This is a genomic window from Nonomuraea sp. NPDC051191, assembly GCF_044455665.1.
Lineage (GTDB): Bacteria > Actinomycetota > Actinomycetes > Streptosporangiales > Streptosporangiaceae > Nonomuraea.
Genome location: NZ_JBITEZ010000002.1, coordinates 141135 through 160082, shown reverse-complemented (window position 1 = coordinate 160082; position 18948 = coordinate 141135). Strand labels below are relative to the sequence as shown.

Genomic DNA, 18948 nt, shown 5'->3' with positions numbered 1-18948 from the left:
TTACCCTCGGCGGCGCGGGCTTAACGGCAGGCGCCGCCCACGATCCGGTGGCGCCGCGGTGACAACCACCCGGCCGGCCTACAGGGTCACGGTGCCCGCGGACCCGTCGAGGGTGATCTTCTGGCCCGTGGTGACCCGCCGGGTGGCGTCGGGCACGCCGACGACGGCGGGGATGCCGTACTCGCGGGCCACCACGGCGCCGTGCGACATGGCGCCGCCCATCTCCATCACCAGGCCGCCGGCCGTGAGGAACAGCGGGGTCCAGCCGGGGTCGGTCGAGGGGCAGACCAGGATCTCGCCCGGCTCCAGGTGGGCGCCGGTCGGGTCGAGCACCACCCTGGCCACGCCGGTGACCGTGCCGGCCGAGGCCGCCGTGCCGGTCAGCGCGCCCTCGGGGGCGGGGCCGGCCAGGGCCTCGGGCTCGGTGCCGTCGGAGAGCATGATCCGGGGCACGTGCCTGCGGCGCGACTCCCGCTCGTACGCCGCCCGCCGCTCGCGCACGAGGTCGCGCAGGTCGCCGCCGGTCAGGGCGGCCCTGGCCTCCTCCAGGCGCAGGAAGTACACGTCGAGGGCGTCGTCCAGGACGCCGGCGCGGACGAGGTGCTCGCCGACCGCGCGCAGGCTGTCCCGGACGGTGGCGATGGCCCTGACCAGGTGGAACTTGGGCAGTTCGCGCAGCCCCGCGTAGGCCCGGGTGCGGCCGAGCGCGAAGCGCACCACGGGCCCCCGCCACCGGCCCCTGCGCGCGGCCAGCGCGGCGACCCGGTCCACCTCCTCCCGCGCGGCCCGCGCGCCCCTGGCGAACAGCGCGGCGGGGGCGAGGTCGGAGTCGCCGTCGATGCGCAGGTAGTTGGCCAGGACGCCGAGGATGTGGGTGGGGTCGTCGGACCAGCGGGGCACGCCGAGGTCGATCTCGGCCACGCCGCGGTGCCCGTACTTGTCCAGGAACGCGGCGAGGCCCTGCTGGGCCCGCGGCGGGAGCTCGCCGGCCTGGTAGCGGCGGGCCAGCTCGGCCGCGGGCAGGTCGCGGAACGGCTCGGGCTCGACGCGGGTGGCCAGATCCCACAGTTCGAGGTCCATCTCGGTGGTCGGGTTGTGCGGGACGCCGCGCAGGACGTCCTGGAGGTCGCCCACCCGCGTGCCGGAGAGCCGGGCGGCCAGGCCGAGCAGCGCGTAGCCGGTGATCACGATCGGCATGATCGAGACGATGGCCGGGAACGTGCCGCCGAGCAGGCGTTCGGCGTGGTCGAGCCGCTGTGCGGGGGTGGCGCCGGGCGGCGGTTCGAGCCGTCCGTCCAGTTCCGCGCCGACGCGGGCGGCGTAGGCGAGCGCCCTGGCCGGGCTGAGCAGCGCGTCGCGGACGCGCGCCGGAGCGTGGACGCGGCGTGCGAAGCGGCGCAGCCCGCGCAGGAACGGGCGGCGCGAGTTCTGGACGACCGACAGCCGCGGGTCGTCGGCCAGCTCCCGCACGACGGCCGCGGCCCGCGCCTCCCCCAAGGGCATCATCCGCGTCAGGACGGCCCGGCCGGTACGGCTGCGCAGCGGCGTGGTCAGGTCGAGCCACAGGCGCTGCCCCGCCTCCGACAGGAACGCGGGCCCGTCGAGCCGGTCGGCGGGCGCGTGCCCGAACACGCCCGCCGCCCCCGAGCTGACCAGGTTGAACGCCGACACCCCCATCGGCGTGAACGGCCCCATCACGCCCTGGGCGACGTTGAGCGACAGGTGCACGCGCAGACCGGGACCGGCCGGCTCGGGCACCGGGTGGAGCGTGGTGATCGGCCTGGCCTGGGTGAGCCAGAGCGTGCCGTCCGGGCCGATGGCCCATTCGGTGTCCTGAGGAGCGCCGTAGTGGTCCTCTACGCGCGCGCCGAGTGCGGCCAGGGCGAGCACCTGCGCGTCGGTCAGGCACAGGCCGCCGGCGGCGGTCTCGACCCGTTCGACGCCGCCGCCGGGCAGCGGCCGGACGGCCAGCCTCTTGTCGCCCGCGTGCCGCTCGCGCACCTCGCCGCCGGAGACGACGAAGCGGTCGGGGTTGACCGCACCGGAGACGACCGCCTCGCCGAGACCGGGGCTCGCGTCGAGGACGGTCTCGCGCCGCCTGCCGGTCACCGGGTTGGCGGTGAACATCACTCCGGCCACCCGCGCGTCCACCATCACCTGGACGACCACCGCGAGCCGGACGGCGGCGTGGTCGATGCCGTTGGACTCCCGGTAGGCCACGGCCCGGTCGGTCCACAGCGAGGCCCAGCAGCGGCGGACGGCGTCGAGCACCGCCTCGGCGCCCACCACGTTGAGAAAGCTGTCCTGCTGGCCGGCGAAGCTGGCGAACGGCAGGTCCTCCGCCGTGGCCGAGGAGCGCACGGCCACCGGGACGTCCGCGCCGAGCCGCGCGTAGGCCGCCATGATCGCCTCGCGCACCGGGCCGGGCACCGGGGCCTGGAGCAGGTGCCGCCTGGCCCGCGCGGCGAGCCCGTCGTCCGGGGTGAGGTCGAGCCCGGCGGCGACCTGGCGGTAGGCGTCGGTGGTGAGGGCCCAGCCGGGCGGGACGGGCAGGCCGGCCCGGGTCAGCTCGCCGAGGTTGGCGGCCTTTCCGCCCACCTCGGCGAGCATCGTGGCGTCGATCTCGGAGAAGTCACGCGTGGTCCTCATTGAAGGCACCCCCTTCCCCGGAGTCTGCCATAAATTCACCAACTGTTGAACAGCGGTTCCCCGTCCAGTTCCCAGGCCGGGTCGAGCGGCACGCCGAGCAGGGCCAGGGCGGTCGGGCCGACGTCCACCAGGCGGGGCTCGTCGAGCGGGCGGCCGCCCAGGTCCTCGCCCAGCCGGTTGGCGATCACGAACACCGTGCGCTCCTCGGGCGAGGTGCCGCCGTGGCCGCCCTCGTCCACGTGGCCGTGGTCGGTGGTGACCAGGACGGTCCAGCTCTCCCCGGGACGGGCGCGGACGGCGTCGAGCAGGCGGCCGAGGTAGGCGTCCTGGGCGTGCAGGGCGGCGGCGTACTCGGGGCAGTGGGGGCCGAGGGCGTGGGCCACCTCGTCGGTGTCGCCGAGGTAGACGAAGGCGAGATCGGGGCCGGTGTCGGCGAGATGGCGCCCGGCCGCGTCGGCGATCTGACGGTCGGCGGCGGTCCAGGTGAGGGCGTAGCCGTCCAGGACCATGCGGTGGTCGATGGCGGGGCCGAACGCGTTGTGCTCGCCCAGGGCCGCCCAGGAGAGGAAGGCGGCGGTGGTGAGGTCGGGGCGGGCATTCTTCGCACGACTCAAAAAGTCCGGAAATTTCGTGAACTGGGGGTCGGTGAAGCTGTTGTCTACGACGCCGTGTTTGTCGGGCCAGGTGCCCGTGGCGATGGACGACCAGCCGGGGCCCGAGTCCGTCCGCGACCTGATCACGCGGCCCGCCGACGGCGGCTCCGGGCTCTTCGGCACGACCTCGCCGGGCGACTCCGTCCTGGGCGCCGCCGCCTCGCCGTACGGGAGCCGGCTGGTGCCGTACGCGCCGGAGGCCATCAAGGACGACAGGACCGGCGGGGCGAGGGCGACGAGCCGGTCGAAGCGCAGGCCGTCCATGCCGACCACGAGGACTTTGTTCTTGTTAAGGGGCATTCCCCTATCTAAGCGGTGAACCGCCGCACCCAGTCGGCCGCGCCCGGCAGGATCTCCTCGACCGGCGCCACCTGCGGGTACCACGTGCGCTCCCACTCCAGCGAGACCCACCCGGCGTACCCGGCCGCGCGCAGCAGGTCGCCGGCCTCCTCCAGCGGGACCGAGCCCGTCCCCATCGGGACCGGGGTGGTGTCCGCAGCCGAGACGGCGTCCTTGACCTGGACGTAGGCGAGCGAAGGACCGAGCGCGGCGAGCGTGGCGGCCGGGGGTTCGCCGTTCCGCCAGGGGTGCAGCAGGTCCCACAGCGCGCCGGTGGACTCAGGCCGGCCCGCCTCGGCCAGCAGCGCGGCCACGGCCGCCCCGGTGGCCATCTCGTCGTGCGTCTCGACCAGGACGCGCACGCCGAGGGCGGCGGCCGTACCGGCGACGGACCTCAGCCTGCGGGCGCCCACCGCCGGATCGTCGCCGCGCGGGAACACCCGCACGCCCGGCGCGCCCAGGTCGGCGGCGAGCCGCAGGTCGGCGAGGAGCGCGTCGGCGACCGGCCCGTCCGGGCCCGGCTCGCAGATGCCGACATATCCGGCCAGGGCGGCGATCTCCAGCCCCGCCCGCCCCACCCGCTCCCGCACCGCGCGCCGCTCCGGCGCGGCGAGCCCGGCATGGACGCCGGTGTCCGGATGCAGCCGCAGCTCAAGCCCCTGACAGCCGTGCGCGGCGGCGATCTCCACCGCCCGCTCCAGCCCCTCCCCCGGCATCCCCAGCGTGCTGACGGCCAGCCTCACGCCATCCTCCTGACGCTCTCCCGCAGCACGACCTCGCCCGCGACGTGCTCCACCACGGGCGCGGCGGTGACGTCCGCGCCGCCGAGCGCGAGCTCCAGGGCGCGCGCCCCCATGTCCTTCAGCGGCAGCCGCACGGTCGTCAGTGCGGGCACGTGATCACGCAGCGTGACGATGTCGTCGAACCCGGCCACCGAGACGTCCTCCGGCACCCGGATCCCGCGTTCCCGGCAGGCGGCCAGCGCCCCCACGGCCATCACGTCGTTGACCGCGAACACGCAGGTGGCGTCGCCGATCTCGGTCGCGGCCCGGTACCCGCCGTCGCGGTCGAACGCCCCGTGGACCACGACGGGCTCGGGCAGCCCCAGGCCCCGCAGCGCCTCGGCGAACCCCTTGCACCGGTCGGCGGCGGTCACCAGCTGCGGCGGCCCGGCCAGCACGGCGAACCGGGTGTGGCCCAGCCCGGCCAGCGCGCGGGCCAGGGCCGCGGCCCCGGCCCGGTTGGCGGGCGCGACGGTGTCCACGCCGAGCAGGTCCTGCCCCACGCACGCGGCCCGCCCGCCGCCCTCCCGGTACCGGGCCAGCTCCTCGCGCAGCCGCCCGGTCACGACGGGGTCGGCGACCCGCGAGCCGGCCAGCAGCACGGCCCGCACGCGCTGGGCGTTCATGGTGGCGACGTAGGCGATCTCCTGCTCGGGGTCGCGATGGGTGGTGCCGACCATGACCAGCAGCCCCTCGGTGGCGGCCGCCCGCATCGCGCCGTCGGCCAGCGCCGCGAAGTAGGGGTCGGTCAGGTCGTGGACGACGATGCCGATGACGTTGCTCGCCCCCCGGGCCAGCGTCTGGGCGGCGATGTTCGCGCGGTAGCCCAGCTCGTCGGCGGCCCGCTCGACACGGGCCCGCAGGGTCGCGCCCACCTGGCGGGTGCTGCCGTTGAGCACCCGCGAGGCGGTGGCGAGGGAGACGCCCGCCTGTTTGGCGACGTCCTCAAGCGTGACCACGAGACCTCCCGGAAAGCGGTTTCCAAGTCTGCCAGACGGCGACCTGGCTCCGCATCCTCGCACGCCCGCCCCCGGCGGCGACAGAACCCGCGCACCGTGCTCGGGCGGGCCGCGACAGGCGTCCCGCTACCAGGGGAACAGGATGTCGAACAGGCCCTTCTTCTCGCTCGGCGCGGGCGCGGGCTGGTCCTGCTGGGTGGGGGGCGGCGCCTGCGTGGGGGCGCCGGTCTCCTGCCGCTCCGGCTCTTTGGTGGCGGGCGCCTCGGCCGCGTCCTCGGGGGCGCCGTCGGAGGTCTCGTTCATGTGGTCGCGCGTGCCGCGGGTGGCGTCGTCGTCGGGCGTGGCCGTCGGGCGGCGCTCGCGGCTGGAGGTGGTGGGCCGGGCCGTGGGCTCGCGGGTGGGACGGGGGCGGCGGGCCACGGGGGTGGGGGTTACGGTCTCGGACACGGTCGGCTCGGCGGTGTCCGTAACCTCGGGCTCGGGGGTGGCCTCCTCGGTCTGCTCCGGCAGCGCGGTCTGCGGCGGGGCGCTGACCTCGCTCGCGCTCGCGCAGCGGGCGGTCCCGCAGGGGTCGTCGGAAGAGGTGCCGGTGAGCAGCCAGCCCGCCCCGGCCCCGACCAGCACCACCGCGACGCCCGCCAGCACCAGCACCCGGGTACGCCGGCGCACCTCGCGCTCGCCGGCGCCACGGCGGTCGTCGGCGTCGTCGGTCCAGCCCGAGCCGAGGAATCCGCGCCTCGTCCCGCCCGCGTCGTCGTCGTCGTCGCGCTCGGGCTTGTAGCCCTGGTCCAGCGGCAGGTAGGGCAGGTCGTCGTCGACGGCACGGTCGCCGGTGGCGGCGTCGAGCGCGTCCGCCCCGAGGACGGCGTGCGGCCCGCTCAGCGTCTCCTGCGGCCCGGCCAGCGTCTCGTGCGGCCCGCTGAGGGCCTCGTGCGGCCCGCTCAGCACGTCGTGCGGGCCACTCGCGCCGTCGAGGACGTCGTGCGGGCCGCTGGGACCGTCCAGGACGTCGTGCGGCGCGTCGGCCGGGGTCGCCGGGGTCGCCGGGGTCGCCGGGGGCTCGACGGACTGCGCGGCCTGGCCGGGCGGCAGGATGTAGGTCTCGTTGCCGGAGACCTGGATGGCGGGCTGCTCGTCGGTGTCCTCGGTGCTCCACCGGGGGGACAGCACGTCTCCGGTCATCTCCGGATTTAACGACTTACTACCCTGCCCATCCTCGTACGGCCTGTCGTTCTCGTCGCGCGCCACGATGGACCCTCTCTAGCTTTGAATACGGACCGCGACCTTTCTTAACAGACTTGTCCGGAAATTTCACATGTTTCCCTAAAGTTACTCTCCGTCACACAGGCCCCAGCCACCGGGCCAGCGCCGCCTCCAGCGGACGCCCCGGCACCCCCGACGTCCAGGCCGTATACCCGTCGGGCCGCACGAGCAGCGCCTCGGCGTCGTGCTCCGCGCTCCCCCGTACGATCTCCAGCCGGTCCGCCCACGGGGCGGCCGCCGCCACCAGGTCGTCGCGCCCGGCGAGGTCCAGCAGCAGCGCCCGGCCGCCGCGCAGCAGCTCCACCGTGCGCACGACGCCGTCGGCCGTCTTGACCGGCAGGTCGGGCGCCATCCGCCCGGCCCCGGGCACGCCCACGTCGTAGACCGTGTCGAGCCCGCTGATCATCCCGCTCAGGTACTCGTTGACCTGGTCGAACCGCATCAGCTCGGCGAACAGCTCACGCAGCGGGTCGACGGCCGGGTCGGGGTCGGCCAGCGCGCTCTGGGCCCGTACGTTCCACAACACCCGCGCCCCGACCGGGTGCCGCTCGGCGTGGTAGCTGTCGAGCAGCCCGGCCGGGGCGTCGCCGCGCACCTCGGCGGCCAGCTTCCAGCCCAGGTTGAACGCGTCCCCCAGGCCGGTGTTGAGCCCTTGCCCGCCCCACGGGAAGTGCACGTGCGCCGCGTCCCCGGCCAGCAGGACGCGGCCCGCACGGTAGGTCTCGGCCTGAAGGGCGGCGTCGCCGTACCGGGACAGGTTGCGCGCGCCGGCCATCGGGACCGGGACGCCGAGGATGTGCTCGGCCGCCTCCTGGAGCTCCTCCAGGGCGACGGGGGCCTCGCGGTCGGCGTGCGGGGCGCGGAAGTCGTAGGTGGTGACGCGACTGTGCCCGGCGGGGTCGAGCCAGACGATGATCCAGCCGCGCGGCGTCCGCGTGTAACCCGGCGGCACCGTGTACGGGTCGAGCAGCCGTACGTCGCCCATGAGCGCGGCGACGCGGGCCCCGGTGCCGGTGAACGGGATGCCGGCGGCCTTGCGCACCACGCTGCGCGCGCCGTCGGCGCCGACGACGTACCGGGCGGCCAGCTCGCGGCCGTTCACGGTCAGCACGACGTGGTCGTCCCGCTGCTCCAGACCGGTGACGTCCTGGCCGCGCCTGATCTCCGCGCCCAGGGCCGCCGCGCGGCGGGCGAACACCTGCTCGGCCCATGCCTGCGGACTGCCCACGATGGTCGGCCCGCCGTCCGACACCGCCCCGAGGTCGAGCCCGAACATGCCGGAGAAGTGGAAGCTCACGCTCCCGTACGTGGTGCGGCCCACCGCCTCCAGCAGCCCGCGCCGGTCGAGGCTCTGGGCGATGCCCGCGTGCAGCGTCCCGGCCTTGGACTGGCCGGTCGGCGCGGGGAGCCGTTCGAGCACGAGCGGACGTACCCCCTGAAGGCCCAGCTCGGCGGCGAGCAACATGCCCACGGGCCCGCCACCCACCACGGCGACATCGAACACGACACCCTCCTCGGACCGATTGAGTACGTAATCTTCGTACATACGAACAATGCCCGTCAAATCATCGTTCGCGTTGTCCGTACAATGGCCGCATGCTGCACCCGTCGCGTGACCAGATCCAGTTGGTGGAGGTGCTCGCCGCGCTCGGCCACCCCGTACGCGCCCAGATCGTGCGCGCGCTGGCCTCGGGGGACGAGCTGTTCTGCGGCGAGGTCGTCGAGGACGTGCCGAAGTCGACGCTGACCGCCCACTGGCGGGTGCTGCGCGAGGCCGGCGTCATCTGCCAGCGCCCGGAGGGCCGCAAGCTGTTCATCCGGCTGCGCCGCGACGACCTCGACGCCCGCTTCCCCGGCCTGGTCGACCTGCTCGTGGCCGAGAACCTCTAGCCCGCCGCCCTCACAGGCAGGGGTTCGTGGTGGAGTCGACCACCTTGTCCTTGAGCGAGCCCGGGATCGGCGACACCACCCGCACGCCGGGCCAGTCGGCCCCGATGACGAGTTGCACGATCGGCCCGTCGGGCATCTGGGCGACCTTGGCCGGGTACGGCTTCGGGTTCACCGGGGCGACCTTGCCCGCCACCGGCGTGCGCTTGTCCTTCGACAGCCGGGCGGCCACCGCGTCCCCGTAGGCGATCCCGTTGTCGGCGTCCTTCTTGGCGTACCGGATCGACGTGGTGGGAACCGGCGCGGCGTTGCCGACCTGGACGACGACGAAGCCCTGGTCGGCCAGCTCGTCGGCCACCTGACCGGCCTTGCCGACCTCCGTCGTGCCGTTGAGCACCTGGACGCGCACCCGCCCGTTCTCGACCTTCGGCTTGGTGGCGACGGTCGAGGGCGGGCTCACCTCGGTGTCCGAGCGGACGGCCTCGAAGAAGTTGCGGGCGTCCGGCTGCCTGAGCTGCACCCGGTTCTTGTCGGCCGGGTACGCCTCCACGGGCACGGTGATGCCCTTGAGCTCCTTGGCGGTCAGCCCCTTGACGCTGCCCGCGATCTCCACCATCCGGTCCAGCGTGAGCTTGTCGTCCAGGGTGACGGCCTTGGCCCCGGCCCTGAGGAACGCGTTGAGCTTGCCGGGGTCGGTGAGCAACCCGCCGTTGGTGATCTTGTCTAGCACCTTGGTGAGGAAGACCTGCTGGCGCTGGATCCGGCCGAGGTCGCTGCCGTCGCCGAGGGAGTAGCGGGTGCGCACGTACGCGAGCGCCTGCTCGCCGCGGACCACGTGCTTGCCCGCGCTGAGCTGGAGCTTGGCCTTGGGGTCGTTGACCGCCTTGGGCAGGCAGATCTCGATGCCGCCGATGGCGTCGACGATGCCCTTGAAGCCGGTGAAGTCCACCTTCGCGATGTGGTTGATCTTGATGTTGGTGAGCGATTCGATCGTCCGGACCGTGCAGTTGATGCCGCCGTCGTTGAAGGCGGAGTTGATCTGGCGCAGGCCGCCCGCCAGCGTCGCGCCGGTGCGGCTCTGGCACTGCGGGATCATGACCATGGTGTCCCGGGGGAAGCTGATCATGGTGGCCTTGTCGCGGTCGGGGGAGATGTGCAGGACCATGATCGTGTCGGTGCGCTCACCGAGGCCCTGCGACTTCGCGCCGTACTTCTTGTTGTCGCCCTCGCGCGAGTCGGAGCCGACGAGCAGCACGTTGAGCGCGCCGGTCTCCGGCGGCCGCGTCGATCCGGGGTCCACGGCGACGCGCGGGATGTCGCCGTCGATGCTGCGGTAGTACGCGTACCCGCCCAGCGTGACCGCGACCAGTACGAAGGTCAGCACCATGCTCGTCCACGCCAGCGGGGTGATGCGCCGCGTGCGCCCCGGAGGCCGGTCCGGGCGGCGATGGGGACTGCGCTGCGGCCGTTCCGCCACTCTCCGGCCCTCGCTCACGCGCCCCCCTCTACGCGCGCCCGCACAGGACGCACCCCGCGCGCCCCTCGCGGAACGCGGCCCCCTTTGGTGTGACGCGCAGCATACTGACATTCCTCCACTTATACGGAATGTCGCGGATTTCACCCGATGCCAGACTCCTGGGGACGCGTCCGGCGAGGGCTCCATGTGAAGCGCACAAACCCGGGGCGTCACTACGGTCCGTGACGCCATCATGACGTTCATGCTTCTGACCGAGATGGCGCCCCCTCCAGGCGCCGAGGCGTTGACCGGGCTGCGCGCCCGGGCCAGGACCGCCCGCCGAGCCGTCTTCGTCGCGCTCACCGGCTCGATCGCGCTGCTGACCACGGCCCAGGTGCTGGCCGACCGGGCGCCGACCAGAGAGCAGACGTTACCGCTCGCCGTGTTGTCGCTGGCGGTGCTCGCGACCGCGCTGCCCGTCCTGGCGGCCACCCAGCTCGTCTGGGGCGCGCGGGCGCGCGTGGTGCGCCGTCGCGAGCGCGAGCTGTTCGCCGTGCCGCCCTCGGCCCGGCGGCGTCCGCTGAGCCGGCTCGGCGTCGCGTGCGGCTGGGCGGTGCTGCTGCTGCTCGGCGGCACCTGCCCCGGCCAGTTCAGGGCGTCCGCCCTGTACGCCTTCGCCGACGCCCTGAGCTGGGCCGTCGAGGCCGCCATGGTGATCGGGTCGGCCGCCGGGGTGTCGTTCCTCATCTGGTGGGCACGGGACGCCCTGGGGATAATGGCGCGCGCCGGCCGTCCGGGAGGATCACCTGGCGATCCGTGGGATCCCGGCCGGGGCGCGCGTCCACGAGGGGGCGCGGCGCTCTGGACGGGCGCGGCCGTGGCGGTCGCCGCCCTGCTCGGAGCCCGCGCCCATCTCTGGGAGCCGCCCATGCCGATCATTTACGCGCTGCTGACCGCCGCCCTCGTCTGCGGGGTGGTTACCGACGAGTAGCATAGGCCGCGGAACCCCATCCAAGAACGAGGAGCGAATCCGTGCCTTCCTCTCGTGACGTCGTGTTCGTCGACGGCGTACGCACGCCCTTCGGCAGGTCAGGGCCGAAGGGACTGTACGCGGAGACCCGCGCCGACGACATGGTCGTCCGCGTCATCCGCGAGCTCATCCGGCGCAACCCCGGTCTGCCTCCCGAGCGCGTGGACGAGGTGGCCATCGCCGCGACGACCCAGATCGGCGACCAGGGCCTGACCATCGGCCGCTCGGCGGCGGTGCTGGCCGGTCTGCCCAAGAGCGTGCCCGGCTACGCGATCGACCGCATGTGCGCGGGCGCGATGACCGCGGTCACCACGGTCGCGGGCGGCATCGCCTTCGGCGCCTACGACGTGGCCATCGCCGGCGGCGTCGAGCACATGGGCCGCCATCCCATGGGCGAGGGCGTGGACCCCAACCCGCGTTTCCTGTCGGAGAAGCTGGTCGACCCGAGCGCGCTGGTCATGGGCATGACCGCCGAGAACCTGCACGACCGCTACCCGTCGATCTCCAAGGAGCGCGCCGACGCCTACGCGGTGCTCTCCCAGGAGAAGGCGGCCAAGGCGTACGCCGACGGCAAGATCCAGCCCGACCTCGTGCCCACCGCGGTCAGGACGGCCGAGAAGGGCTGGGGCCTGGCCGCCGAGGACGAGGCGCCGCGCCCCGGCACCACGATGGAGGCGCTGGGCGCGCTCAAGACGCCCTTCCGCCCGCACGGCAACGTCACCGCGGGCAACTCCTCCGGCATCAACGACGGCGCCACCGGCTGCATCGTGGCCGCCCGCGACGTCGCCGGCGAGCTGGGCCTGACGCCGAAGATGCGCCTGGTCTCCTACGCGTTCGCGGGCGTCGACCCCGAGGTGATGGGCGTGGGCCCGATCCCGTCCACCGAGCGGGCGCTGCGCCTGGCCGGGCTGTCCATCGGCGACATCGGCCTGTTCGAGATCAACGAGGCGTTCGCCGTCCAGGTGCTGGCCTTCCTGGAGCACTTCGGCCTCGCCGACGACGACCAGCGCGTCAACGCCTACGGCGGCGCGATCGCCTTCGGCCACCCGCTGGCCTCCTCGGGCGTACGGCTCATGACGCAGCTCGCCCGCCAGTTCGGCGAGCGGCCCGACGTGCGGTACGGCATCACCACCATGTGCGTCGGCATGGGCATGGGCGGCACTGTGATCTGGGAGAACCTGGCATGAGCGACATCGAGACCTGGCGCGCGCTGCTGAGCGGGCGCAACACCGACGAGGTCGTCACCAAGGCCCTGGTGCGCGACGTGCCGCTGCCCGGCGGGGCGGGCACGATGGCCCTGATCACGCTGGACAACGGCTTCGACCACACCAAGCCCAACACCTTCGGCCCGCACGGCCTGTTCGCGCTGGACGAGGCCCTGTCGGAGATCGCCGCGCGCACCGACCTGGCCGCCGTGGGCGTCACGGGCAAGCCGTTCATCTTCGCCGTCGGCGCCGACCTCAAGGGCGCGGCGGCCGTGGCCTCGCGCGAGGAGGCCCACGCCATCGGCGCGCTGGGCCACCACGTCTTCCGCAGGCTGGGCGAGCTGCCGATCCCGACGTTCGCGTTCGTGAACGGCGCGGCCATGGGCGGCGGCCTGGAGATCGCGCTGCACTGCACGTACCGGACGATCTCCTCCGGCGTGCCCGCGGTGGCGCTGCCCGAGTGCTTCCTCGGCCTGGTGCCCGGCTGGGGCGGCACGCAGCTCCTCCCCCGCCTGATCGGCCCGGCCAAGGCGATCAAGCTGATCATCGAGAACCCGCTGTCGCAGAACCGCATGATCAAGGGAGCGGACGCGTACGAGCTGGGCGTCGCGGACGCGATGTTCGAGCCGGCCGACTTCCTGGAGGAGTCGCTGCGCTGGGCTGCCCGCGTCGTCAAGGGCGAGGTCACCGTCGAGCGGCAGGAGCACGACGGCTGGGAGAAGGCCGTCGCCGACGCGCGCTTCCTGGTCGACATGAAGCTGCGCGGCGCCTCCCCCGCCCCCTACCGGGCGCTCGACCTGATCGGGCTGGCCGCGACCGCCTCGCGCGACGAGGGCTTCGCCGCCGAGACCGAGGCGCTGGCCGACCTGCTGATGGGCGACGAGCTGCGGGCCGGGCTCTACTCCTTCGACCTGGTCCAGCGCCGCGCCAAGCGGCCCGCGGGCGCGCCGGACCGGTCGCTGGCCCGCAAGGTCACCAAGGTCGGCGTCGTGGGCGCCGGGCTGATGGCCTCGCAGATGGCGCTGCTGTTCGCCCGCCGCCTGGAGGTCCCGGTCGTCCTGACCGACCTCGACCAGTCCCGCCTGGACAAGGGCGTCGGGTACGTCCACGCCGAGGTCGACAAGCTGCTGGGCAAGGGCCGCGTCTCGGCCGACCAGGCCAACCGGCTCAAGTCCCTGGTCACCGGCTCGCTGACCAAGGACGCCTTCGCCGACGCCGACTTCGTCATCGAGGCCGTCTTCGAGGACATGGCGGTCAAGAAGCAGGTGTTCGCCGAGGTCGAGGCCGTGGTCTCGGCCGAGTGCGTACTCGCCACGAACACCTCCTCGCTCTCGCTCACCGAGATGGGCGCCGGGCTGGCCCACCCCGAGCGGCTGGTCGGCTTCCACTTCTTCAACCCCGTCGCCGTGATGCCGCTGCTGGAGATCATCAGGGGCGCCTCGACCGACGACGCCACGCTGGCCACGGCGTTCGCGGTGGGCAAGTCGCTGAGGAAGTCGTCCGTGCTGGTCAAGGACGCTCCGGCGTTCGTGGTCAACCGGCTGCTGACCTGCTTCATGGGCGAGGTCGTGGCCGCCGTGGACGAGGGCACGCCGCTGGAGGTCGCCGAGCACGCGATCGACGGGCTCGGGCTGCCGATGACGCCGTTCGCGCTGCTGCAGCTCGTCGGCCCGGCCGTCGGCCTGCACGTGGCCGAGACGCTGCACGCGGCCTTCCCCGATCGCTTCGGCGTCTCGGAGAACATGGCCAAGCTGGTCGCCTCGGGCAAGCCCGGCGTCTACCGTCCGGACTTCTCACTCGACCCGGAGGCGGTGGCCCTGTTCGCCGGCGGCACGTCGCCGTCCACGGCCGAGCAGGTCCGCGAGCGCGTGCTCGGAGCGCTGGCCCGGGAGATCCGGATCATGCTGGACGAGGGCGTCGTCGCCGGCTCGCAGGACATCGACCTGTGCATGATCCTGGGCGCCGGATGGCCGTTCCATCTGGGTGGCATCACGCCTTATCTGGACAGGTCGGGGATCGCCCAGCCTCGGTTCCTTCCGCCCGGCGTGGCCTCGCTGCCCGCGTGATTTTACGGAGACCCGCCCGGCGGGTCTCCGTACGTCATGGCCTTCTTCGCCGTAGCGTACTGTGCCGTCCTACGAACGGAGAGTAACCATGATGCGAGCAGTCGGCACGATCGCTCTGTCCGGAGCCCTCGTGCTGGGCGCGTCGTCGCCCTCCCTGGCGGCGCCGCGCACCCCCAAGGCCGTCCTCAAGGTCACCGTCGCGGTGAAGAACGGTCCCACCAAGGGCGCCTGGCTCAACTGCAGCCCCGACGGCGGCACCCACCCCTCCGCCCACGCCGCCTGCGAGATCCTGCGCAAGGTGAACGGCGACCCGGCCAAGATCAACCTCTCGCCGAAGGCGGCCGCGGCCTGCGGCAAGGAGGTGGAGCCACGTGCCGTCATGATCCTCGGCAAGTGGTACGGCAAGACCGTCCAGTGGGGCAAGGTCTACACCAACGCCTGCACGATGAAGGCGGGCCTCGGGACGCTCCTGGCCGTCTGAGCCGACAGGGGGATGGGCGGCCGGCCCATCCCCCGCCGTCTCACTCGCCGGTCACGGCGGCGCCCCGCCTGCTGTGGCGGTAGCCGTAGGCGAAGTACACGACCACGCCGACGATCATCCAGATGACGAACCTGAGCCAGGTCTCCAGCGGCAGGTTGAGCATCAGGTACAGGCAGGCCAGCACCGACAGGATCGGCAGCAGCGGCACCAGCGGCACCCGGAAGCCCCGCTCCAGGTCCGGCCGGGTGCGCCGGAGCACGATCACGCCGATCGAGACCACCATGAACGCGAACAGCGTGCCGATGTTCACCAGCTCGGCCAGCTCCCCGAACGACACGAACCCGGCCAGCGCCATGGTCACCAGGCCGACGAGGATGGTGAGCCTGGCGGGCGTGCCGAAGGTGGGGTGGACGACGGCCAGCCGGCGCGGCAGCAGGCCGTCGCGGCACATGGCGAACAGCACCCGGGTCTGCCCGAGCAGCAGCACCAGCACCACGGTCGTCAGACCGGCGATGGCGCCCACGCTGATGATCGTGGCCAGCCAGGGATGGCCGACGGCGGTGAAGGCGTCCGACAGCGGCGCGCTCGTGCTCAGCTGCCGGTACGGCTGCATGCCGACCACGACCAGCGAGACGGCGACGTAGAGGATCGTGCAGACGGCCAGCGAGCCGATGATCCCGCGCGGCACGTCGCGCTGCGGGCGCACGGTCTCCTCGGCGGCGGTGGCCACGATGTCGAAGCCGATGAACGCGAAGAACACGATGGCCGCGGCCGAGAAGATGCCGATCACGCCGAACGCGACGGGCGTGACCCCGAACAGCACCTGGATCAGCGGCGCCTTCAGCCCCTCGACCCGCGGCGTGGTCACCGGCTCGGGGATGAACGGCGTGTAGTTGGCGGCCTTGACGAAGAACAGCCCGGCCACGATGACCAGCAGCACCACCGTGATCTTGGTGATCACCAGGATCAGGTTGACCCGCGAGGAGATCTTGATCCCGGCCACCAGGATCGCGGTGAGGATCAGCACGATGACCACCGCGGGCACGTTGACCACGGGGTCGTCGCCCGCGATGGAGGGCGGCAGGTGGAGGCCGACGGAGTCGAGCATCGAGGCGAAGTAGCCCGACCAGCCGACCGCCACCACGGCCGCGGCCAGCGCCAGTTCCAGGATCAGGTCCCACCCGATCACCCAGGCGGGGAACTCGCCCAGGGTGGCGAAGGAGAAGGTGTAGGCGGACCCGGCGACGGGGATGGTGGAGGCGAACTCGGCGTAGCACAGCGCCGCCAGCCCGCACACGACGGCCGCCACGACGAACGAGACCGCGACCGCCGGCCCCGCCACCTCCTTGGCGACCTGGCCGGTGAGCACGAAGATCCCCGTGCCGACGATCACGCCGATGCCGAAGACCATCAGGTCCATGGCGGACAGGCGCTTGCGCAGCTGGTGCTCGGGAGTTTCGGTGTCGCGGATCGACTGTTCGACGCTCTTCGTGCGAAAGATGTCCACGATCAGCGATCCTTCCCAGACCCTCCGTGATCATGCGCTCCCGCCGGGCTTCCCGGTGAAGCGCCTCCCCGGGGGTAGCGGACCCGCATCATGTTCGACGATCTGCTGGACACGCTGGCCAGGCAGGACGTGGCGGTGGTGCTGTCATTCGTCCTGGTCTTCCTGACCCTGGACGCCTCGGTCGGGATCGGCCTGATCACGCCGGGCGACGGCCTGCTGCTCGTCGCGGGCGCCACGGCGGGCAGCGTGCCGGAGACTCTGGCGCTGATCGGCACCGGCGTGCTGGCCTGCCTCCTGGGCGCGACAGGCGGCCACTGGCTGGGCCGCCGGTACGGCCCCCGCCTGCGCCAGAGCAGGCTCGGCCGGCGCGTCGGGGAGGAACGCTGGACGCGCGCGGAGCGGATACTCCGGCGCAGCGGCTGGGCGCTGGCGCTGGCCTACTTCCTGCCGATGGTGCACACGCTGACGCCGGCCGTGGCGGGCGCGGTGGGCATGCCCTACCGCAGGTTCATGCCGTGGGCGCTGCTGGGCAGCACGGCGTGGGTGAGCACGTACATCGTGCTGGGGGCGGTGGCCGGGCAGGTGGCGCGGCGGGACGCGGGCCTGCTGCTGCCCGTGGCGGGCGCGGCGGTGGTGGCCGTGCTGGCGATCACCGCCGTGGCCCGCCGGGTGCTCAACGGCGGACGGGCTGCTCCACGCGGGAGGTCCGCCGGGCGACGGCCTCGGTGATCTGGCGCGCGAGGTCCTGGCCGGTCAGGCCGATGCGGCCGAGGATCGCCGCCCGCTTGGCGTGGTCGAGGAACTCCTGCGGGATGCCGAAGGTGCGCACCGGGACGTCGACGTCGGCGTCGCGGAGCAGGCGGGCCACGGAGTCGCCCACGCCGCCCACGCGGCCGTTGTCCTCGACCACGGCGACCAGCTTGTGGGCGCCGGCGGCCAGCGTCAGCGCCTCGTCGAGCGGCTTGACCCAGCGCGGGTCGACCACGGTGGCCGAGATGCCCTGCGCGTCGAGCAGGACGGCCGCCTCCATGCACACGTGCGCCATCGGGCCGACGCCCACCAGCAGCACGTCGGGTTCGCCCTCGGCGGCGCGCAGCAGGTCCATCTCGCCCAGGCGGCCCACGGCCTCCAGGGGCTCGGCCACCGGCCCCTTGGGGAAGCGCAGCACGGTCGGCCCGTCGGTGACCTCCACGGCCTCGCGCAGCAGCTCGGTGACGCGGTCGCCGTCGCGCGGCACCGCGATCCGCAGGCCGGGCACGACCTGGAGGATCGACAGGTCCCACATGCCGTTGTGGCTGGCGCCGTCGTCGCCGGTGACGCCGGCCCGGTCGAGGACGACGGTGACCGGGAGCCGGTGCAGGGCGACGTCCATCAGGAGCTGGTCGAAGGCCCGGTTGAGGAAGGTGGCGTAGACGGCCACGACCGGGTGCAGGCCGCCGAGCGCGAGACCGGCGGCGCTGGTCAGCGCGTGCTGCTCGGCGATGCCGACGTCGTAGATGCGGTCGGGGAAGGCGTCGGCGAAGGCGTTGAGGCCGGTGGGGTGGAGCATGGCCGCGGTGATGGCGACCAGGTCCTCGCGCTCCTTGCCGAGCCTGACCAGCTCCTCGCTGAAGACGTTGGTCCAGATGCGGGGCTTGGGCTTCTCGGCGCCGGTGGCGCGGTCGAAGGCGCCGGGCGAGTGGAACTGGTCCTCGTCGTGGTTCTCGGCGGGGGTGTAGCCGCGGCCCTTCTGGGTGAGGGCGTGGACGATGACCGGGCCGCGGAAGGCGCGGGCCTTGCGCAGCGCCGCCTCCATGGCCTGCTCGTCGTGGCCGTCGATCGGGCCGACGTACTTCATGCCGAGGTCCTCGAACATGACCTGCGGGGCCAGGACGTCCTTGACGCCCTTCTTGAAGCCGTGGAGGGCGTCGTAGATGACCGGAACGTTCCCGAGCTTGTCCTTGACGTACTCGAGCATGTCCTCGTAGCGGCGGTTGACGCGCAGCGAGGACAGGTGGGAGGCCAGGCCGCCGATGGTCGGGGAGTAGGAGCGGCCGTTGTCGTTGACCACGATCACGACGGGCAGGTCTTTGATCGCGGCGATGTTGTTGAGCGCCTCCCAGGCCATGCCGCCGGTGAGCGCGCCGTCGCCGATCACCGCGACGACCGTGCGCTCGCGGTCGCCGCGCAGCTTGAACGCCTTGGCCAGGCCGTCGGCGTAGGACAGCGCGGTGGAGGCGTGGGAGTTCTCGACGAAGTCGTGCTCGGACTCGGCCTGGCTCGGGTAGCCCGACAGGCCGCCCTCCTGCTTGAGCGCCTCGAAGCCGGCCGCGCGGCCGGTGAGGAGCTTGTGCACGTACGCCTGGTGGCCGGTGTCCCAGATCACGGGGTCGTGCGGGGAGTCGAAGACGCGGTGGAGGGCGATGGTGAGCTCGACCACCCCCAGGTTCGGCCCCAGGTGGCCGCCGAACCTGGCGCAGGAGTCGACGAGCAGGTCACGGATCTCCCCCGCGAGCCGCGGCAGCTCCTCAACAGCGAGCCGTTTGACGTCGTGCGGTCCCTCTATCGAGCCCAGCAACCCGCTCACGGATGCGACTCCCCTCTGCCTCGTTCGCCGTCTGTTCCTTTTCGACGACGCAGAAGAGTCTAGTTCGCCGACGTCTCACTGACTCCATCGAGTCAAATCCACCCA

At 73.1% G+C, this 18948-nt stretch carries 15 protein-coding genes; 6 read left to right on the top strand and 9 right to left on the bottom strand.

What is annotated here, in order from left to right; genetic code table 11:
• Positions 1-78: 78 nt before the first annotated feature.
• From ACIA8R_RS05310 to ACIA8R_RS05285, 6 genes are all read right to left on the bottom strand, one after another.
• The gene (locus ACIA8R_RS05310) at positions 79-2649 is read right to left on the bottom strand and encodes a PEP/pyruvate-binding domain-containing protein (RefSeq protein ID WP_397036703.1); all 2571 of its coding nucleotides are present in this window, start codon (positions 2647-2649) and stop codon (positions 79-81) included.
• 35 nt (positions 2650-2684) lie between these two features.
• Positions 2685-3602, bottom strand: coding sequence for an alkaline phosphatase family protein (locus tag ACIA8R_RS05305; protein WP_364090017.1), 918 nt, complete (start codon positions 3600-3602; stop codon positions 2685-2687).
• A gap of 8 nt (positions 3603-3610) precedes the next feature.
• Positions 3611-4384 (bottom strand): sugar phosphate isomerase/epimerase family protein, encoded by a 774-nt coding sequence (locus ACIA8R_RS05300; protein WP_397036700.1) that lies wholly within the window; start codon positions 4382-4384, stop codon positions 3611-3613.
• The gene (locus ACIA8R_RS05295) at positions 4381-5382 is read right to left on the bottom strand and encodes a LacI family DNA-binding transcriptional regulator (protein WP_364090023.1); all 1002 of its coding nucleotides are present in this window, start codon (positions 5380-5382) and stop codon (positions 4381-4383) included. Before ACIA8R_RS05295 ends, ACIA8R_RS05300 begins: the two co-directional genes overlap by 4 nt.
• A gap of 126 nt (positions 5383-5508) precedes the next feature.
• Positions 5509-6564, bottom strand: a complete 1056-nt coding sequence (locus ACIA8R_RS05290) for a hypothetical protein (RefSeq protein WP_397036698.1) — start codon at positions 6562-6564, stop codon at positions 5509-5511.
• Between the two features lie 157 nt (positions 6565-6721).
• Positions 6722-8149, bottom strand: coding sequence for an FAD-dependent monooxygenase (locus ACIA8R_RS05285; RefSeq protein ID WP_364090029.1), 1428 nt, complete (start codon positions 8147-8149; stop codon positions 6722-6724).
• Between the two features lie 92 nt (positions 8150-8241).
• Here ACIA8R_RS05285 and ACIA8R_RS05280 point away from each other — a divergent pair, with 92 nt between their 5' ends.
• Complete coding sequence (locus ACIA8R_RS05280) at positions 8242-8535, top strand: helix-turn-helix domain-containing protein (RefSeq protein ID WP_364090032.1); 294 nt, start codon at positions 8242-8244, stop codon at positions 8533-8535.
• Positions 8536-8545: 10 nt separating this feature from the next.
• Here the strand turns inward: ACIA8R_RS05280 and ACIA8R_RS05275 are convergent, their stop codons facing one another.
• Entirely contained in the window at positions 8546-9919 is a 1374-nt protein-coding gene (locus tag ACIA8R_RS05275) for an LCP family protein (protein WP_397036695.1), read from the bottom strand.
• 322 nt (positions 9920-10241) lie between these two features.
• Between ACIA8R_RS05275 and ACIA8R_RS05270 the strand changes: the two genes are divergently transcribed.
• The 4 genes from ACIA8R_RS05270 to ACIA8R_RS05255 all read left to right on the top strand — a co-directional run bounded on the left by ACIA8R_RS05270 (position 10242) and on the right by ACIA8R_RS05255 (position 14770).
• On the top strand, positions 10242-10979 hold the full coding sequence (locus ACIA8R_RS05270; protein ID WP_397036693.1) for a hypothetical protein: 738 nt from the start codon (positions 10242-10244) through the stop codon (positions 10977-10979).
• Positions 10980-11041: 62 nt separating this feature from the next.
• A complete protein-coding gene (locus ACIA8R_RS05265; RefSeq protein ID WP_397037318.1) occupies positions 11042-12205 on the top strand; it encodes a thiolase family protein in 1164 nt (387 codons plus the stop codon).
• The gene (locus ACIA8R_RS05260; protein ID WP_397036691.1) at positions 12202-14289 is read left to right on the top strand and encodes a 3-hydroxyacyl-CoA dehydrogenase NAD-binding domain-containing protein; all 2088 of its coding nucleotides are present in this window, start codon (positions 12202-12204) and stop codon (positions 14287-14289) included. Before ACIA8R_RS05265 ends, ACIA8R_RS05260 begins: the two co-directional genes overlap by 4 nt.
• A gap of 88 nt (positions 14290-14377) precedes the next feature.
• Positions 14378-14770, top strand: a complete 393-nt coding sequence (locus ACIA8R_RS05255; RefSeq protein WP_357698045.1) for an SSI family serine proteinase inhibitor — start codon at positions 14378-14380, stop codon at positions 14768-14770.
• Between the two features lie 40 nt (positions 14771-14810).
• Here ACIA8R_RS05255 and ACIA8R_RS05250 read toward each other — a convergent pair whose 3' ends face one another.
• Positions 14811-16277 (bottom strand): amino acid permease, encoded by a 1467-nt coding sequence (locus ACIA8R_RS05250; protein WP_357698043.1) that lies wholly within the window; start codon positions 16275-16277, stop codon positions 14811-14813.
• A 90-nt stretch (positions 16278-16367) separates the two neighbouring features.
• On the opposite strand from ACIA8R_RS05250, the gene ACIA8R_RS05245 reads away from it, so the two are divergent.
• Positions 16368-17006, top strand: coding sequence for a DedA family protein (locus tag ACIA8R_RS05245; protein ID WP_364090046.1), 639 nt, complete (start codon positions 16368-16370; stop codon positions 17004-17006).
• Here ACIA8R_RS05245 and dxs read toward each other — a convergent pair.
• On the bottom strand, positions 16951-18834 hold the full coding sequence (gene dxs / locus ACIA8R_RS05240; RefSeq protein ID WP_357698294.1) for a 1-deoxy-D-xylulose-5-phosphate synthase: 1884 nt from the start codon (positions 18832-18834) through the stop codon (positions 16951-16953). The genes ACIA8R_RS05245 and dxs overlap by 56 nt on opposite strands.
• Between the last annotated feature and the right edge of the window lie 114 nt (positions 18835-18948).